The organism is Halobellus litoreus, from assembly GCF_024464595.1.
GTDB lineage: Archaea > Halobacteriota > Halobacteria > Halobacteriales > Haloferacaceae > Haloquadratum > Haloquadratum litoreum.
The window spans coordinates 793,388-811,021 of sequence record NZ_JANHAW010000002.1 but is presented as its reverse complement, the minus strand read 5'-3'; the positions used below and the strand labels follow the sequence as shown (position 1 = coordinate 811,021).

The window sequence follows — 17,634 nt, the reverse complement described above, 5'->3', positions numbered from 1 at the left end:
GATCGCCGTTACCGGAGTCGTGCGGCGATCAGCTCTTCGAGGTCGTCGCGGAACTCCTCGACTTCGATCTCTTCGAGCACGGGCACGAAGAAGCCCTCGACGAGCATATTCCGTGCCTGGTGGTCCGGGATCGATCGCGAGATCATATAGAACAGATCCTCCTGGTCGACCTGTCCGACCGTCGCCGAGTGCGACGCCTCGGTGTCGTGGTTGTGGATGATCAGCTTCGGCGACGCGTCGGCCTCGCTCTCGTCGGAGAGCATCAGCGTGTTCTCCCGCTGGTACGAGGAGGTGTTCCACGCGTCGCGACCGACGTCCTGGACGCCCTCGTACACCGAGCGCGCCTCGTCGTCGAGGACGCCGCGGGTGACCAGATCCGCCGTCGTGTTCTCGGCGTTGTGCCAGACGCGGGCGTTGACGTCGAAGTGCTGGCCGCCGTGGCCGAAGAACGCGCCGACGATCTTCGTCTCCGCGGAGTCGCCGTTGAGTTCGGACTCGACGTCCGAGCGGGTCAGCCGGGACCCGAGGTTGCCCTCGATCCAGTTGACCGTCGCGTAGGTGCCGACGTCGGCGCGCTTGAGGGAGTAGCTGTAGGTGTCCTCGTCGAGGTCCTGCAGCGAGCCGTACTGCACGTAGGAGTTCTCGCCCGCGTCGATCTCGACGAGGTTCGAGAAGTACCGGGCGTCGGCGTCGCTCTCGGCACCGGACTCGATGCTCTCTAAGATTGTTACCGACGAGGACTGCTCGGTGAGCACGAGCGTGTGACTGAACAGCGAGCGGGAGTTCATCTCCGCGCGGATCGTCACGTCCTCGGCGTCGACGCCCTCGGGGACGTAGACGACGGTGCCGGTCGTGAACAGCGCCGCCGACAGCGCCGTGAGGTAGTTCTCCTGGGGATCGATCGTCGATCCGAACGCGGACTCGACGAGTTCGGGGTGCTCCTCGAGCGCCTCGGTGAACGTGAGCACCTCGACGCCCTCGTCGGACGTGCGCTCCGTCTCGTCGGCCTGATCGAGCGGATCGACCAGCGACTCGAAGTCGAGCGCCTCGAGGTTCGTCCAGCGCCGGCCCGGCGTCTGGATGACGTCGGGAAGGTCCAGCGATTCGAGCGCGTCCAGCGCGTCGAGTCGCGCGTCGAGCAGCCACTCGGGTTCGTCGCGCTTCTCGGCGATCTCTCGAACCGTCTGCGCCGAGAGGTTTGCGGGGAGTTGTGCGCCGCTCATATTACCCGAGGCTCCCCTCCATTTCGAGCTCGACGAGGCGGTTGAGTTCGACCGCGTACTCGATCGGGAGCTCTTCGGTGATCGGTTCGATGAAGCCCGAGACGATCATCTGCTTGGCGTCGTCGTCGTCGAGACCGCGCGACTGGAGGTAGAAGACGTCCTCGTCGCCGATCTTTCCGACCGTCGCCTCGTGGGCGACGTCGACCTTCGACTCGTTGATCTCCATGTACGGCATCGTGTCCGACGTCGACTCGTTGTCGAACATCAGCGCGTCGCACTCGACCGACGTCGAGGAGTCCTCGGCGCCGTCGGCGATGTGGACCAGTCCTCGATAATTGGTACGACCGCCGTCCTTCGAGATCGACTTCGACTCAATTGTCGACTTCGTGTTCGGCGCGTTGTGGTAGACCTTCGCGCCGGTGTCGATGTTCTGGCCCTCGCCCGCGAAGGCGATGGTGATGTGGTTGTCGGAGGCGCCCGGACCCTTCAGCACGGTCGAGGGGTACAGCATCGTCGCCTTCGAGCCCATCGAGCCGGAGATCCACTCCATCCGACCGCCGGCCTCGACCAGGGCGCGCTTGGTGTTGAGGTTGTAGGTGTTCTTCGACCAGTTCTGGACGGTCGAGTACTGGACGTGCGCGTCCTCGCCGACGAAGACCTCGACGCCGCCGGAGTGCAGATTGAACGCGGAGTACTTGGGCGCACTGCAGCCCTCGATGTAGTGGACCTCCGCGCCGTCCTCGGCGACGATGAGCGTGTGCTCGAACTGGCCCATCCCTTCCGAATTCATCCGGAAGTACGCCTGGACCGGCATCTCGACGGTGACGTCCTCGGGGACGTAGACGAACGAGCCGCCGGACCAGACCGCGCCGTGCAGCGCGGCGAACTTGTTGTCGCTCGGGGGGACGCACTTCGTCATGAAGTGCTCGCGGACGATGTCGGGGTGCTTCTGCACCGCCTCGTCCATATTCATGAAGATGACGCCCTTCTCCTCCCAGCGCTCCTGCATGTTCTGGTAGACGACCTCAGACTCGTACTGCGCGCCGACGCCGGAGAGGGCGTTCTTCTCGGCTTCGGGGATACCCAGTTTGTCGAAGGTGTCTTTGATCTCGTCGGGGAGTTCGGTCCAGTCGTCCACGCCCGCGCGGACGTCGACGTCCGGGCGGATGTACGGGACGATCTCGGCGATGTCGACCTCCGAGAGGTCCGGCTGGCCGGGCCAGTCGGTCGGCATCGGCATCTCTTGGAACTGTTTCAACGCGCGGAGCCGGCGGTTCAGCATCCACTCGGGTTCGTCTTTGTCCTCGGAGATGACGCGGACCGTCTCTTCGGTCAGGCCCTTCTCGGTCTGGAACGCCGAGGACTCCTCTTTCTTGAAGTCGAAGCGGGCCTCGGTGTCAGTCTCTTTGAGGTGGTCTTGTTCAGAGCTCATTGTGTGTGGTGTGTAGTTACGGTTCGTTGCTTATCAGAGTATGCGTAACTGAACATAGTTACGCCGTCTCGTAGACTTCTTCGCGGACCCAGTCGTACCCCTCGTCTTCGAGGGCCTCGGCAAGCGACGCGTCGCCGCTCTTGGCGATCTTGCCGTCGAGCATCACGTGGACGTGATCGGGTTCGACGTACTCGAGAATCCGCTGGTAGTGGGTGATCTGGAGGATGCCCGTGCCCTGCTCGTCGCGGAGGGCGTTGATCCCCTCGGAGACGTCCTGCAGGCGATCGATGTCCAGCCCGGAGTCGATCTCGTCGAGGACGGCGATCGACGGTTCGAGGATGGCCGCCTGCAGCACCTCGTTCTGTTTCTTCTCGCCGCCGGAGAACCCGGCGTTGAGGTAGCGCTGCATAAACTTCTCGTCCATATCCAGGAGCTCCATCTTCTCCTTGAGGAGCTTTTGGAACTCGGCGACGCCGATCTCGCCCTCGTCGGCGGGGCCCTCCATCGGCGAGGTCTCATAGCCCTCTTCGTCCTCGTCGGCCTCGGCTTCCTCCTCGTCTTCGTCCTCGAAGAGTTCTTCGCGCTCTTCGAGTTTGGCGTTGAGCGCCGTTCGCAGGAAGTTGGTCATCGTGACGCCTTCGATCTCCGCGGGATACTGAAAGCCGAGGAAGATGCCGAGCGCCGCGCGCTCGTTCGGCTCCAGTTCCAGAAGGTTCCATGTGCGTTTGTCCGCGGGGATATCGACGTCACCGAACTCGTCGTCTTCGAGGTGGAGAAGTACTTCCCCGTCGGTTACCTCGTAGGCGGGGTGACCGGCGATGATCTTCGCCGTCGTCGACTTCCCGGATCCGTTCGGTCCCATCAGGGCGTGGATCTCCCCGGAGTTGACCTCCAGGTCGACACCACGAAGAATCTGTTCGCCGTCTTCCTCCGCCACGCTCGCGTGGAGGTTCTTGATTTCCAGTGTAGCCATCGTTGTTTCGTTGCCTCGTATCGCTAAAGTGGGCTCTTGCGCCCATAATGGTTACGCATTCCCCACTCGTCGCTTTACTGTCGACAAAAATTATTTGCGTTTCACGAAACCAGTTTCGGCTACGTCGCTCGATCGGCGGACGGTGGGACTCTGGGGGGTTACACGAAACTGCCGAGTCCGGTCTGTTCCTGCCCCGATTTCACTTCGTCCCACGACATTCCGAGCGCCTCGATAATGCGTGCGATCGGTCCCTTGAGCGTCTTTTCCAGCATCTTGTCCCAGTCGACCTCGAACTCCTCGGGGAGCTGATCGTCGTACTCGATGCAGATGACGTCGGGATCGCGCTTGAACTCGCCGTACAGGGCGTCTCGCTGCGGGTCGAAGCCCTTCTCGTCCTCCATCTTCCGGAACCACGAAGGGTGGACCTTCCGGAGGTAGAGCCGTTTCGGCTTCGACCCGCGGCCGAAGTTCGTTCCCAGGAACTCGTTGGCGTACTTCGCGCCGCGGACCTGCGCCGTCGCGGTGTCGTAGGCGTCCAGTCGCTTGCCGATCCCGCCCGGGATGCCGATGTCTTCGACGGGGACCTCGCCGGTCTCGAAGTCCTCGATGATCCCGTTCAGATAGTCGGCGATGGTGTCGTTGTCCTCCCCGTAGACGATCATCTCGATGACGCGCTTCTGCACTTCCTTCGTGATCGGCGCGATGTCCGAGCGCTTGTACTCGAAGCCCGTGATGTCGATGTCGTCGACGTCTTTCCCCTCTTTCCAGACGATGTGACCGGCGTAGCGCTTCTTCTTGCCCGCTTGGAAGAACCTGCGATAGAGCTTCTCGAACTCGATCTGGAAGCGGTGGTGGGCGGCGTCGAGCTCCCGAAGGGCGAATTCGTCGTAGGAGTCGTTGATGTGCTCCTCCAACTCGAAGGACTGCTCGATGGCCTCCTCCTTGGAGACGTCGCCGCCGAGTTCCAACATAACGCTGTCAGTGTCCCCGTATATCACTTCCTTGCCAAGTTCGCCCGCGGACTCGGCGGTGTGCTCGATCACGTCACGACCCGTTGCAGTGACGGCAGCACCCATCTCCTTGTCGTACAGCCGGAATCGATCCCACCCAAGAACGCCATATAACGACTGGCCGACAAATTGGAACTTCCCACTTCGTCCCGCCAGCAGCGTGTGGTTGTCCGCTACTGTCACGCAGTAGACGCCGTCGTCCGCAGTGCTTCGTCCGCCGCTGCGGTGCATCCGGAACGAGTTCTTCGCGTCCTCGGTGCAGTAGATCCGCCACGACCCGCTGTCGCGGTTGTAACTCGCCGTCTCCCCGAGGTGGGCGCAGAGTCGGAGCACGTCGTCGCGGAGTCGTTCGCTCGACGTCGTGTATCGCCACGAGCTCACCTGCCGGTCGCCGTCGCCCGCGACGAGCGTGTCGAGGAAGCGGCGCTTCTGCTCCTCGGCGGTGTCGAAGACGAGATCGGGAATCCGTTTCTCGAAACTGTCCGCACCGCAGAGACGTTCGAACAGATCCCCGAGAAGCTTCGAGGTGAACTGATACGCTCGGTCGTCGACGTAGCAGTCGAAGCCCATCCGGTCGAGCAGTTCACCGATCCGCGCGTGATCGTCTCGCGCCGTCTCTCCGCCGTCCGCAACTGCGTTCTGTGCGATCTTGACGGTCGTCGACGACCCTCGGCGATTCTCGCCGAATTGCTTTTCCTCGGACGTGTACACGTTACCCTCGGTGACGTACCACGCCAGCAGTTCGAGGAAGTCGTCGCCGTCGTACGTCCGCGGGATCCACTTCCTTCCCGATTCACGGTGGATGAAACTGTTCTCGCAGACGGACTCGATGTACTCTCGGTGTTCCTCGAACTCCTCGGCGGTGAGCACGTAGCCGGTCTGTCCGACGTCCGCCTTCGGAACGCGTCGAGGTGTCCATCCCAACTCCGCGGTGAACGTGTGGCCGTGGACGGACGGGCGGACCCACACTTCGTACTCTTCGTCCTCGCCGAGTAGTTCGGTGAGGTCGACCTCGTCGATTCGGTCCCCGTGTTCGACTGTCCACTCGTGCGGGAGTTCGTAGTGCGAAGACGAATCGAGGTCGCCCGCCTCGACGAATCGGAAATCGTCCCACGTCGCGCCGTTCTTCGAGTTCTTTCTGACCAGCATCCGGTGGTTCGGTGTCACGCGGAAGTCGGTCTTACTGGTCTGGATGTCGACGAGTTCTCCTCGGTACTCTGGATACTCGTGGGTCTCCTCGACCGGCTTCACTTCCATCCGCATCGTCTCCGGATCGAGCGAGTAGACCTCGTCGCCGACGTCGAGATCGCGGATGTTGCGGACGCCGTCGGGCGTGAGTACGTCCGTATCCGGCGTGAAGCAGTTCATTATGACCTTGACAGCTGCCTGCTGTCGATCGTACTGCTCGTAGGTCGCTGTGTTGGGATCGTTCTCGTTCCGCAGCGACTTCTTCTCCTCGCGCTCTGCGAGGAGGTCGTCGATCATCTCGCGGATGACGCCGTCGGGTTCGCGCCGGAAGTGCGTCCCGTTCGGGGCCTGAAAGGTTTCGCCGTTGTACTCGTCGGGATCGACCTTCGTCTCCGGCGACGCGTTGATCGTCACCATACACATCGGATAGAGAGACTGTCCGACCCACTGGTAGTGTCCGTTTCGCCCGGCTAGAACGACGTGGTTGTCCTCGGCCGTCACGCAGTAGACCTCGCCGTCGTGGGGTTCGACGGACCCGTTCATCGACTTTTGGAAGGATCCACGCTTGCCGATCGAGACGTACCACGTACCGTCCGACTGCTTCGACACGGTCGGCTTTTCCCCGCAACGTACCGCAATATCGGTGATCGCGTCCCTGAGGCGTTCACTCTTCGTCCAGAACTGTTGCAGTCCGGATTCGGTGACGCTTCCGTCGCCCGCAACGAGCGTATCGAGGAGTGTACGCAGGAGTTCGCCGTCCAACTCGAACACCCACTCGGGAAGTTGCTTGGTAGCGTATCCTTCCCCACAGTGTTCGCTCAGCCATTCGAGGAGGAACCGATTCGAGACGTTATAGCCCCGATCGTCGGCGTTGTAATTGATTCCCATCCGCGTCAGCAGCGACCGAATCGCGTCACGTCCCTCATTGTCGCTCTGATGAAGGGTAACCCGACCCGCACTTCGGTCGATACTTCCCTCGGTGACGAACCAGCCGAGGAATTCCAACCAGTCTGCCATCTCGAAGGTGACCGGCGTCTCGCGGTGACCCCGGTCGAATTTCAGAAACACGTCATCGGCGTGTTCGTCGATTAGATTCCTGTGTTCGCGGTAGCACTCGATCGGAAGGAGGTACTTTCCGATCTTCTTCTGGACGCCCATCGCCCCGGACGACCCGTGTGCCAAATCCAATTTCTCCTGTACTGCTGTGGGCATTGCGGCTCGGAACGAGCGCAGGTCGTCGTCCGAGTAGACGACGACGTGTCCGTCGTCGACTGCTCCAGCGAGGTCGAAGGTTTCGGGTGTCCTCCCGTCCATCGGTTCGTGTGAGGGGAACGCATACCGTTCGGTATCCGTGAGATCGCGATACTCTGAAAAGTCGAAATCCTCCGGCCCGAGGTCATCCCAACCGCGCGTCTTCGATGCCAGGAACCGATGGTTCTCCGTAACCTTGAGATCGTGCGTGTTCCCCGAGAGATGATGCAGTTCCCCGAAGGAGTTCTCGTAGGCGTGCGTCTCGACCACAGGCTTCACCTCGCACTCGTGTGTTTCTGGGTTCAGCGTATAGACAGGATCGCCAATCGCCAGCTCCTTGATATTTTTCGCACCGTCCGGGGTTAGCACGTCGGTATCGCCGCTGAAACACTTCAGGTCGAGCACCGTCACGTTCTCTTTGACCCCGGTGATCGGATCGAAGACGGCACCGCCCTCGTAGTCCTCGGCGTCGGCCTGTCCCTTCGACGGGAGGGCGAAGCGGCCGTGCGCCTCGTGGAGGATGTACACGTCGACGGTGTCGCCGGGCGTCGTCGCGTCCTCCAGTTTGCAGCCGACGAACGTGCGGACCTCGTCCCAGAAGGCGATCACGTCCTGTTTGCGATCGATCTCGACGCAGAGTTCAACGTCGCGGACGTTGTACTCGAGCAGCCGCTCTGGCTCCTGCTCCCAGAGGTCGCCGATGTCGCCGGCGTATCGCTCCTTGCCGACGTCGAGTTCGAGTTCGCCGACGGCGTCGAGGCGGTACGACTCCAGTTCGGAGAACTGCGTACGCTTGTATGCGTACAACAGGTCGAAGACGACGCGGCCCTTCACGTTCGGACCGCCCCACCCGCTGCGCCAGACCTCGTCGATCCGGGAGAAGCGGTCGGGGTTGAGGTCGTACTCGGAGGTCGGATCGATGACCTCCATCCGGTCCAGCAGGTACGGCATATCGAAGTCCTCGAAGTTCCACCCCGTCAGCACGTCTGCATCTGTGTCCTCGATATAGGAGACGAACGCGTCGAGCATCTCGTCCTCGCGCTCGAACGTTCGGACGTCGATCTCGGTGTCCTCTCGGAGCGGCTCGTAGTCGGCGAGGTTTTCCGGGGAAGCGACGCCCTCGCCGGCTTCGGGGGCGTCGTAGAGCCACGCCACGTACTCGTCGCGGTAGGAGTCGTGACTCGTGAGACAGACGATCGGCTCCTCGCCCTCCTCCGGGAAGCCCGAGCGGTCGTCGACCTCGATGTCGAAGGTGTTCACGCGGAGGTCGGCGTCGACTGCGACGGGTTCGATCTCGTCGTGGGGGATCTGGATCGTTCCGTTTTCGCTTTTTTTACCGCTCTCGTCGTCGCCTCCGAGCCGACGCTCGGGGACGCGGATCCCGCTCTTGATGTCCTTGTCGATCAGCAGCCGGTTCGGAAAGAGGATGTCCGCCTCGTAGTGCTCGAACTCGTCGCGGATCTGCCCGACGTCCCGCGGCGTCCGGGTGCAGATCTTCGTGAGGTCGTCGCCGCGGATGCTCTCGAACCCGTCCTCGGTGCGCGTGATGACGTCTTTGTCGAGTTTGTCGTCGTCGAGCGCCTCCGTCGGCGCGTAAAAGTAGGGCTCGAACCCGAGTACACGGACGTGTTCGACCTCGTTGTCGCGGGTCCGGCCGAAGACGTGGAGCACGGGGTACTCGCTGTTGCCGCTCCCTTCGATGGAGTAGTTCACCTGCGTCACCATCAGTTCGACCGTGCCGTCGGCGTCGGGAAAGCGGATGTCCTCGGCGTCGACGACCTCGGAGACGTGCTGGCTGCCGTTGCCGGCGACGGCGACTGCCTCCTCGTCGGGCCGGGAACCCTCGGCGGCGTCGTCCCCGCCGCCGCTCCAGTTGTCCGTGAGCCCTGCCTGTTTCATAGCGTCGCTTTCGGCATAGCCGAGTAAAAGGTTCGGCATTGCACCCGACCGCTCCGTTCGGCATACCTGCCCGGGGGTGACCGGCGTTCGGGGCGTATTGACCCGAGCACAAGACCTATACTATGGTACTTCCTACCACGATTCACGATGGTCGACCCTGCAGACTCCGAGCGGACGGATCGGTCGCCACCCGCACCGGCGCGGATGGGCGAAGCGAGCGGACTCGCCGAGGTCGAGTCTTACGACGTCGACGGCGGGGTCGTGTTCTACGACCCGGAGAACCCGCTCGCGTGGGTCGAAGCCGCGCGGACGGTGACCCTCACGGAGCACTGCTGATACTCGCGGCGCACAGCTACTACCGTCGGACGGAGGTTCGACGGGCCGCGGTCGTGTTTTCGACGTTCGCAGACGGACAGCACCCGCGCCGGGCGGAACGAACCGTTTTTGCGGTCTCCTCTCCTCCCTCCGAGCGTGCCGAGCGACTTCGACGAGTGGCCCGACGAACCCGACGAACCGGACCCCGAGGCGCGCTGGGGCGCGCCCGAGGAGGACCTCGTCTCGGTGCCCGCCGTCGACATTCCCGGCGAAGACGCCGACGAGGAGGGCGCAGGCCTCGAAATCGACGGCGACCTCGCGAAGTTGTTCTGGGTCACCGTCGTCTATGCGAACGTCGCGCTCGCCGGGATCAGTATCGGACTCCTTCTCGTGGCGTTCCGGGGGCAGTGGGGGTGGGGCGGCGGCGCGGTCGGCGTGGGTCTGTTCGCCTTGTACCGGACGTACGACCTCTATCGGACGTACCAGACGGAGTTCGCCGACGCGGGCGAGGACGCTCCCGATGGGGAGTCGTAGACCCCCGGTTGAATCGCGGTTCGCCTGCCCCGTCGACGTGAACGCGGATCAGCGCAACGCCTAAACGCTCGTCAGTCCACCTCCCGGCTATGCAGACCGTCCGCGACGCCGACGGCGACAGATTCCTCCTCGTGAAGCGCTCGACGGACTCCAGCCTCGTTCGCGACCCCGAGACCGGTGCGGAGGGGTACCGCCCGAACGAGGAGTTGCGGTTCGAGGCGGCGGAACCGCCGCTCTCGACTGCGGCCGCCGGCATTCCCGGGCCGGTCCGTCGGGTCGTCTCCGCGGCGCACGACGACCGCTCGCTGGGGCTGCTCGTCGAGCTCGCGGACCGGGGGCCGCTCTCGGTCGTGGAACTACTCGACGCCTACGACCTCTGTGAATCGGACTTACACGGCCTCCTCGCGGAGTTCCGCGCGGCCGGGCTGATCGACGAGGCGACCGTTCACGGCGAGCGCGGGTACGACGCGACGCCAGTGACCGAGCGCGCGGTCGCGGCGCTGCGCGTCGGCGACGAAAGCGAGTCCGCGTAGCGAAAAGGAAAAAATCGGAGAGGCAGCGGAAGCGGCAGCGAACCGATCAGGCGAACGCGCGGCTCGCGGTTCCCTCGTCGACGGCTTCGGCTTGGATCTTCTCCCAGGCCTCGACGAAGTCGGCCATCGAAATCTCGGTGCGGTCGTCGCGGATGGCGAACATCCCCGCCTCGGTGCAGATCGCCTTGATGTCGGCGCCCGAGGCGTCGTCGGTCAGTTCCGCCAGCCGTTCGAAGTCGACGTCGTCGGCGACGTTCATATCGCGGGTGTGGATCCGGAAGATGATCGCGCGACCCTCGTGGCCGGGCTTGGGAACCTCGATGAGGCGGTCGAAGCGGCCGGGGCGGAGGATCGCCTCGTCGAGCATGTCGAAGCGGTTCGTCGCGGCGATGATGCGGACGTCACCTCGCTCGTCGAAGCCGTCCATCTCCGAGAGGAGTTGCATCATCGTCCGCTGGACCTCGGCGTCCCCGGAGGTCTTCGAGTCCGTCCGCTTGGAGGCGATGGCGTCGATCTCGTCGATGAACAGGACCGCGGGCTCGTTCTCGCGGGCCACCTCGAAGAGGTCGCGAACGAGTTTCGCGCCCTCGCCGATGAACTTGTGAACCAGTTCGGAGCCGGCCATCTTGATGAAGGTGGCGTCGGTCTCGTTGGCGACGGCCTTCGCGAGCATCGTCTTGCCCGTCCCCGGCGGCCCGTAGAGCAGCACGCCCGACGGGGGCTGAATGCCGACTTTCTCGAACATCTCGGGAGATTCGAGCGGCATCTCGACGGTCTCGCGCACTTCCTGCATCTGCTCTTCGAGACCGCCGATGTCCCCGTAGGTGACGTCGGGGCTGTGGTCGACCTGCATCACCCGGGCGCGGACGTCGGTCTCGTTGTCGAGGCGTTTGACCACCGACAGCGAGTTGTTGACGGCGACGCGCGCGTCGGGCTCGAGGTCCTCGCGCATCTCGTCTGTCACTTCGGTGAGCGCCTCCTGGTTGTTCCCGTGCTGTTTGATCACGACGCCGTCGTCGGTGAGTTCCTGTACGGTCGCGACGAACAGCGGGGACTGCTTGAGCTTCTTGTTCTCGTGGGTCAGCCGTTCCAGCTTCTGCTGGTACTTGTTGTTCTCGGCGTTCGCGTCCAGAAGTTTGTCCCGCATCTCCTCGTTTTGGGACTCGAGAATATCCAGACGCTCTCTGAGTGCCTGGATCTTCTCCTGCTGCGACGCCGCCTCCTCGTCGTAGGGGAGCTCGACGTCGTCCACAGTGTCAGTCATCACCCTCCGTAGGTCACGGCTTCATAAGAGACTTCGGGTGGGAGAAACGCTAGCGGTGACCGAGCTCGCGGCCCGGTTCGAGGCGCTCGACACCGGACGGCTGATGCGATTTTGATGCCCAAAAGTAATAAATTGATACAGAAAATATTATCAAGCTACATCCCAGAGTGAGAATCACAAATGAGCACTACCGAGGCACTCGCGCCCGAAGAGGAGTCGACCGACCGCTGGGACCCGGTCCGCGAGATGCCGCCGAGTGCGAAACTCGTCGCGAAGGTACTCGATTACAACCAGACGCTGACGCAGACGCAACTCGCCGAGGAGACGCTCCTGCCGCCGCGAACCGTCCGGTACGCGCTCTCCCGGCTCGAAGACGCCGGCGTCGTCGACTCCCGATTCTCGTTCACCGACGCCCGAAAGCGGCTGTACACGCTCGATCTGTGAGCGACTCACCCGGGTCGCGTTCGGCGGCCTGAGGTTCAAGTACGGAGGCGACGCCACTCCCGCCGTGACCGAGTCTCAGCCCGCCGCCCCCGAACCGTCCCCGGAGTCAGTCCGCCGGTCGCTCCGTGCGCTCGCGAACGGGTCGACGTCCGCAGCGGAGACCACGCCCGCAGACGGATCTCCACCCGCAGACGAGTCTACATCGGCGGACGGAGCTGCGTCGCCTCACACTTCCAGCGGCACCGGGAACGCCGGCCGCGACGCCGACCGCCTGGAATCGGACCTCGGAGACGGCGAGGGCCTCGTCGCGGACGCCGAGCGAACCGTCGACGACGCCGAACGCGCCGTCTCCTGTGCACGGACCGCCGGAGATTTTCTGCTCGGCGGTGGACGCGCCGCGCTCGACGACGCGGTCGCAACGGCCGCGCGCCGCGGCTCCCCGCGACTCGCGCAGCGGGGGCGTCGAGCGCGGGCGGTCCTCCGCGACCTCGATGCCGCCTTGACCGGGGCGAACGACCTTCGAGAGCCCCGCGGCGACGACTCGACGCCGTCTCCCACCGGCGACGCGACCACTTCCGCCCCGCTCGCGGAACGGTTTTAGGACGCTGCGCTCAAGGTCCTGGCAGATGACACGGGTGATCCACACCGGCGACACCCACCTCGGGTACCAGCAGTATCACTCGCCGGCGCGCCGCGAGGACTTCCTCGACGCCTTCGCGCAGGTGATCGACGACGCGGTCGACGCCGACGTCGACGCCGTCGTTCACGCGGGCGATCTGTTCCACGACCGGCGGCCGGAACTCCGGGACCTCCTCGGGACGATCCGCGTGCTCCGCCGACTCAGCGAGGCCGACATCCCGTTTCTGGCGGTCGTCGGCAACCACGAGTCGACGCGCGGCGGCCAGTGGCTCGACCTCTTCGAGGACCTGGGGCTGGGCGAGCGACTCGGCGCGGAACCCCGAATCGTCGGCGACACGGCGTTCTACGGCCTGGACCACGTCCCAAAGTCGCGCCGGGACGACCTCGACTACGACTTCGAACCGCACGACGTCGATCGCGCCGCGCTCGTGAGCCACGGGCTCTTCACCCCGTTCGCCCACGCCGACTGGGAGACCGAGACCGTCTTGGAGCGCGCGAACGTCGACTTCGACGCGATGCTCCTCGGCGACAACCACGCCCCGGGCGTCGAGACCGTCGACGGGGCGTGGGTGACCTACTGCGGGTCGACCGAGCGCGCCAGCGCCGCCGAGGAGGAGGCGCGCGGGTACAACCTCGTGACGTTCGGCGACGACGACGAGGACGGCGACGCGGAGCGACCCGACGGCGACGCCGCCGCCGTCGACATCCGACGGCGGACGCTCGACACGCGCCCGTTCGTCTTCGTCTCGGTGGAGTTAGCCGAGGGCGAGGGCGCGGAACGGGTCCACGAGCAACTCCGCCAGCACGAGGTCCAGGACGCGGTCGTCGTCGTCGAAGTCACCGGCGAGGGCGATCCCGTGACCCCGGCGTCGATCGAGGAGTCGCTCACCGAGCGCGGCGCGCTCGTCGCCCGCGTCACCGACCGTCGCGAGCAGGAGGCGGACGCGTCGTTCGAGGTCTCCTTCGCCGACCCCGACGACGCCGTCGAGGAGCGCGTCCGCGAACTGGGCCTCTCGTCGGCCGCGCTGGACGTCGACGAGACGATCCGTGCGAGCAAGACCGCCGACTCGAACGTCCGCGACGTCGTCGAAGAGCGGGTGTCTGACCTCCTGGAAGCCGATCGCGACGCGTTCTCACCGGCACCCGACGCTTCGGACGTCGGCGACGCCGAGGACGAAACCAGCGACCTAGCCGGCGGCGGTGATGGCGATGATACTGATGGCGAGAACGACGACGACACCGAAAGCGCAGACGACGAGGACAGCGATGACGCGAAAAACGTCGACGACACCGAAAGCGCCGCCGACGACACCGAGACAGAGAGCGCTGATCCCGACGACGATTCAACGGGAGACCCAGGGACTACTGACGGGCAAGTCACGATGGGGGACTTCTAGATGCGCTTCGAGCGAATCCGGCTGCGGAACTTCAAGCCGTACGCGGACGCGGAACTCGACCTCCGCGACGGCGTCACCGTCATCCACGGGCTGAACGGCAGCGGCAAGTCCTCACTGCTCGAAGCCTGTTTCTTCGCGCTGTACGGCGCTCGCGCGCTCGACGAGACGCTCGACGACGTCGTGACGACCGGCGAGGACGAGGCCGAGGTGTCGCTGCAGTTCGCCCACGCGGGCGAGACGTACCGCATCCAGCGAGAACTGCGGCGCTCGGGAGAGCGGATGAGCACGACGACCTGCACGCTCGAAGGTCCCGACGTGGCGGTCGACGGCGCGACGGACGTCCGCTCGTTCGTCACCGATCTCCTCCGAATGGACGCGGAGGCGTTCGTCAACTGCGCGTACGTCCGCCAGGGCGAGGTGAACAAACTCATCAACGCGACGCCGGCCCAGCGGCAGGACACCATCGACGACCTCCTCCAGTTGGGGAAGCTCGAAGAGTACCGCGAGCGGGCCAGTGAGGCCCGCCTCGGCGTCGAGGACGTCCGCTCGGAGAAGCGGGGCGCGCTCTCGAAACTGGAGTCGCAGATCGAAGCCAAGGAGGACGCGAACCTCCACGCGCGGCTGAACGACCTGGAGACGGAACTCGCCGACGTCGACGCCGAGATCGAGCGTTTCGAGGAGAACGAGGCGAACGCCGAGGAGACGCTCGCCGACGCCGAGGAGGTGATCTCGGCGTACGAGGAGACGCGGGAGAAACTCGACGACCTCGAGGACGACATCGCCGACCTGCGCGAGACGATCCGGGCGGACGAGTCGAAGCGGGAGGACATCCGGGACGAAGTCGTCGAGACACGCGACCGGATCGACGGGCTCGAAGCCGACCTCGACGCGGCGGTCGCGGAGACCGACCTCGGCGAGGTCGCGGGCGACGCCCCCGAGTCTGGCGCGACGATCGACGCCGGCGTAATCGATGCAGAGGTCATCGAGAGCCGTCGCGAGGCGCTCGACGAGGAGGAGGAGGCGATCCGCGAGCAGTTGCAGGAGGCCCGTCAGCGCGAGACGATGCTGTCGAACCAGGCCGAGAAGTTGGCGGAGCGGGCCGAGGAGTTCGAGTCGCGCGCGTCGGAGGCGCGGGAGCGAGCCGAGGAGGCCGAGTCGACCGCCGCGGACGCTGAGGCCCGAGTCGAGGAGCGAAGCGAGGAGTTAGACGCCGTCGAAGACGAGATCGGATCGATCGGCGAGCGGTTCGACGACGCGCCCGTCGCGGCCGGGGAGGCGACCGGGCACCGCGATTCGGTGCAGGAGTCGCTGCGGGAGACTCGCGAGCGGATCGCGACCGCGCAGGCGGAGTTGGCGTCGGTTCGCGACCGACTCGAGGAGGCGCGGGAACTCCGCGAGGCGGGCAAGTGTCCGGAGTGCGGCCAGCCCGTCGAAGAGTCGCCGCACGTCGACGCTATCGGCGAGTACGAGGCGGAGATCGAGACGCTCGAAGCCGACCTCGAAGAGTTGCGGGAGCGTGAGCGCGACCTCGAAGCGGATCTCGAAACGGCCGAGTCGCTGGTCGAGGCGGAGACGCGCCTGGGGAACCTCCGGGAGAAGCGCTCGCTGATCGAGAGCAGTATCGAGGACGCACGCGAGACCGCCAGCGAACGCCGCGCGGAGGCCGAATCGCTCCGGGAAGACGCCGCCGACTTCGACGAACAGGCCGAAGCGAAGCGCGAGGCCGCGGAGTCGCAGTCGGAGGCGGCCGCCGAGGCCGCGACGCGGGTCGACTCGCTCGAAGACGACCTCGGCGCCCTCGAATCGGCGCGCGAGCGCCTCGGTCGGGTCGAGACGCTCAGGACGCAGATCGACGAGGCCGAGGCGGAGATCGACCGGCTCCGAGAGCGCAGACGGTCGATCGAGGAGCGAAACGACGAGCGACGGGAGTTCCTCCAGGAGAAGCGCGAGCGCCGCGAAGAGCTCGCCGACGCGGTCGACGAGGAGCGGATCGAGACGGCGAAGGCGAACAGCGCCGAAGCCGAGGAGTACCTGGAGAAGGTCGCGGAGAAGCTCGCAGAACTCCGCGAGAAACGCGACGCGCTCCAGAACGACATCGGCGGCGTCAAGGGCGAACTCGCCGAACTCGAATCGCTTCGAGACGACAGGGCGCGTCTCGCCGAGCGGGTCGACGCCCTCGACTCGCTGCACGAGGAGATTTCGACCCTCGAATCGACGTACGGTTCCCTGCGCGCTGATCTCCGCCGCCGGAACGTCGAGACGCTCGAACGGATGCTCAACGAGACGTTCGACCTCGTCTACGGCAACGACGCCTACTCGCGCATCCGTCTCGACGACGAGTACGAATTGACGGTCTTCCAGAAGGACGGTACCGCGCTCGACCCCGAACAGCTCTCCGGCGGCGAGCGCGCGCTGTTCAACCTCTCGCTGCGGTGTGCGATCTACCGCCTGCTCGCGGAGGGCATCGAGGGGGCCGCGCCGATGCCGCCGCTCATCCTCGACGAGCCGACGGTGTTCCTCGACTCGGGGCACGTCTCCCGGCTGGTCGACCTCGTCGAGGAGATGCGCCGCCTCGGCGTCGCGCAGATCCTCACCGTGAGCCACGACGACGACCTCGTCGCCGCCGCGGACGACCTCGTGACCGTCGAGAAGGACCCGACGAGCAACCGCTCGTCGGTCGACCGCGTCGCCGACGCGTCGCTCTCGGCTATCGAGTCGAGCGCCGACGACTGACATCGCCGGATCCGAGTCCGCCGCCGCGTGTGCTCGGAGTCGGCAGTTCGACACCGTCGCCGCGGTCGACAGTATCAACACCGACGCCGCCGACCTCCGCGTATGGGCACGCCGCGTTCCGACCGCGAAGCACAGGTTGCGGAGGTTCTCGATCGCCTCTACGAGGAGTATCCCGACTCGACCATCTCGCTGAACTTCTCGAACCGGCTGGAACTGCTCGTCGCGGTCGTCCTCTCCGCGCAGTGCACCGACGAGCGGGTCAACGAGGTGACCGAGGACCTGTTCGCGAAGTACCGCAGCGCCGAGGACTACGCCGAGGCCGACGAGGAGCAACTCGCCGAGGACATCTACGGGATCACGTTCCACAACAACAAGGCCGGCTACCTGAAGTCGATCGGGGAGACGCTCCGCGACGAACACGACGGCGAGGTGCCGGACACGATGGCCGAACTCACGGCCCTCTCGGGCGTCGGGCGGAAGACCGCGAACGTCGTCCTCCAGCACGGCCACGACGTCGTCGAGGGAATCGTCGTCGACACCCACGTCCAGCGGATCTCGCGACGGCTGGGTATCGCCGAGGCGGAGTCGCCGCCGAAGATCGAACGCGAACTGATGGACCTCGTCCCCGAACCGGACTGGCAGCAGTGCACGCACCTGTTCATCAGTCACGGCCGAGCGGTGTGCACCGCGCGCAACCCCGACTGCGAGTCCTGCGTGCTCGAAGACCTCTGTCCGTCGTCGAAACTCGACGGCGACGTCGACCTCGCGTCGGGTGAGGCCTGGACCTGAGGCCCCGTCT

General features: G+C 65.1%; 13 protein-coding genes. 8 read left to right on the top strand and 5 right to left on the bottom strand.

Annotated elements, in window-relative coordinates; all coding sequences use genetic code 11:
- Window positions 1-8 precede the first annotated feature (8 nt).
- The 4 genes from sufD to NO360_RS11610 form a co-directional block, all read right to left on the bottom strand.
- A complete protein-coding gene (gene sufD, locus NO360_RS11625) occupies window positions 9-1,223 on the bottom strand; it encodes a Fe-S cluster assembly protein SufD (RefSeq protein ID WP_256307974.1) in 1,215 nt (404 codons plus the stop codon).
- A 1-nt stretch (window position 1,224) separates the two neighbouring features.
- Window positions 1,225-2,655: a Fe-S cluster assembly protein SufB gene (gene sufB, locus NO360_RS11620; protein ID WP_256307973.1), complete on the bottom strand. Its 1,431-nt coding sequence runs from the start codon at window positions 2,653-2,655 to the stop codon at window positions 1,225-1,227.
- A 58-nt stretch (window positions 2,656-2,713) separates the two neighbouring features.
- Entirely contained in the window at window positions 2,714-3,628 is a 915-nt protein-coding gene (locus tag NO360_RS11615; RefSeq protein ID WP_256307972.1) for an ABC transporter ATP-binding protein, read from the bottom strand.
- 158 nt (window positions 3,629-3,786) lie between these two features.
- The gene (locus NO360_RS11610) at window positions 3,787-8,976 is read right to left on the bottom strand and encodes a DNA polymerase domain-containing protein (RefSeq protein ID WP_256307971.1); all 5,190 of its coding nucleotides are present in this window, start codon (window positions 8,974-8,976) and stop codon (window positions 3,787-3,789) included.
- A gap of 147 nt (window positions 8,977-9,123) precedes the next feature.
- On the opposite strand from NO360_RS11610, the gene NO360_RS11605 reads away from it, so the two are divergent.
- The 3 genes from NO360_RS11605 to NO360_RS11595 all read left to right on the top strand — a co-directional run bounded on the left by NO360_RS11605 (window position 9,124) and on the right by NO360_RS11595 (window position 10,358).
- Window positions 9,124-9,312, top strand: a complete 189-nt coding sequence (locus NO360_RS11605; RefSeq protein ID WP_256308546.1) for a DUF7331 family protein — start codon at window positions 9,124-9,126, stop codon at window positions 9,310-9,312.
- A gap of 135 nt (window positions 9,313-9,447) precedes the next feature.
- Window positions 9,448-9,825: a DUF7322 domain-containing protein gene (locus NO360_RS11600; RefSeq protein ID WP_256307970.1), complete on the top strand. Its 378-nt coding sequence runs from the start codon at window positions 9,448-9,450 to the stop codon at window positions 9,823-9,825.
- Window positions 9,826-9,914: 89 nt separating this feature from the next.
- The gene (locus NO360_RS11595; RefSeq protein ID WP_256307969.1) at window positions 9,915-10,358 is read left to right on the top strand and encodes a DUF7346 family protein; all 444 of its coding nucleotides are present in this window, start codon (window positions 9,915-9,917) and stop codon (window positions 10,356-10,358) included.
- A 46-nt stretch (window positions 10,359-10,404) separates the two neighbouring features.
- Here NO360_RS11595 and pan1 read toward each other — a convergent pair whose 3' ends face one another.
- A complete protein-coding gene (gene pan1, locus NO360_RS11590) occupies window positions 10,405-11,622 on the bottom strand; it encodes a proteasome-activating nucleotidase Pan1 (protein WP_256307968.1) in 1,218 nt (405 codons plus the stop codon).
- Between the two features lie 180 nt (window positions 11,623-11,802).
- Between pan1 and NO360_RS11585 the strand changes: the two genes are divergently transcribed.
- From NO360_RS11585 to nth, 5 genes are all read left to right on the top strand, one after another.
- Window positions 11,803-12,066, top strand: a complete 264-nt coding sequence (locus NO360_RS11585; RefSeq protein WP_256307967.1) for a helix-turn-helix domain-containing protein — start codon at window positions 11,803-11,805, stop codon at window positions 12,064-12,066.
- A gap of 64 nt (window positions 12,067-12,130) precedes the next feature.
- A complete protein-coding gene (locus tag NO360_RS11580) occupies window positions 12,131-12,667 on the top strand; it encodes a DUF7966 family protein (protein ID WP_256307966.1) in 537 nt (178 codons plus the stop codon).
- A 25-nt stretch (window positions 12,668-12,692) separates the two neighbouring features.
- Window positions 12,693-14,102, top strand: coding sequence for a DNA double-strand break repair protein Mre11 (mre11, locus tag NO360_RS11575; RefSeq protein WP_256307965.1), 1,410 nt, complete (start codon window positions 12,693-12,695; stop codon window positions 14,100-14,102).
- Window positions 14,103-16,835 carry a DNA double-strand break repair ATPase Rad50 gene (rad50, locus tag NO360_RS11570; RefSeq protein WP_256307964.1) on the top strand — a complete coding sequence of 911 codons (2,733 nt, stop codon included), beginning with the start codon at window positions 14,103-14,105 and terminating at the stop codon, window positions 16,833-16,835. It begins immediately after the preceding gene.
- Between the two features lie 102 nt (window positions 16,836-16,937).
- Complete coding sequence (nth, locus tag NO360_RS11565; RefSeq protein WP_256307963.1) at window positions 16,938-17,624, top strand: endonuclease III; 687 nt, start codon at window positions 16,938-16,940, stop codon at window positions 17,622-17,624.
- The last annotated feature ends 10 nt before the right edge of the window (window positions 17,625-17,634 follow it).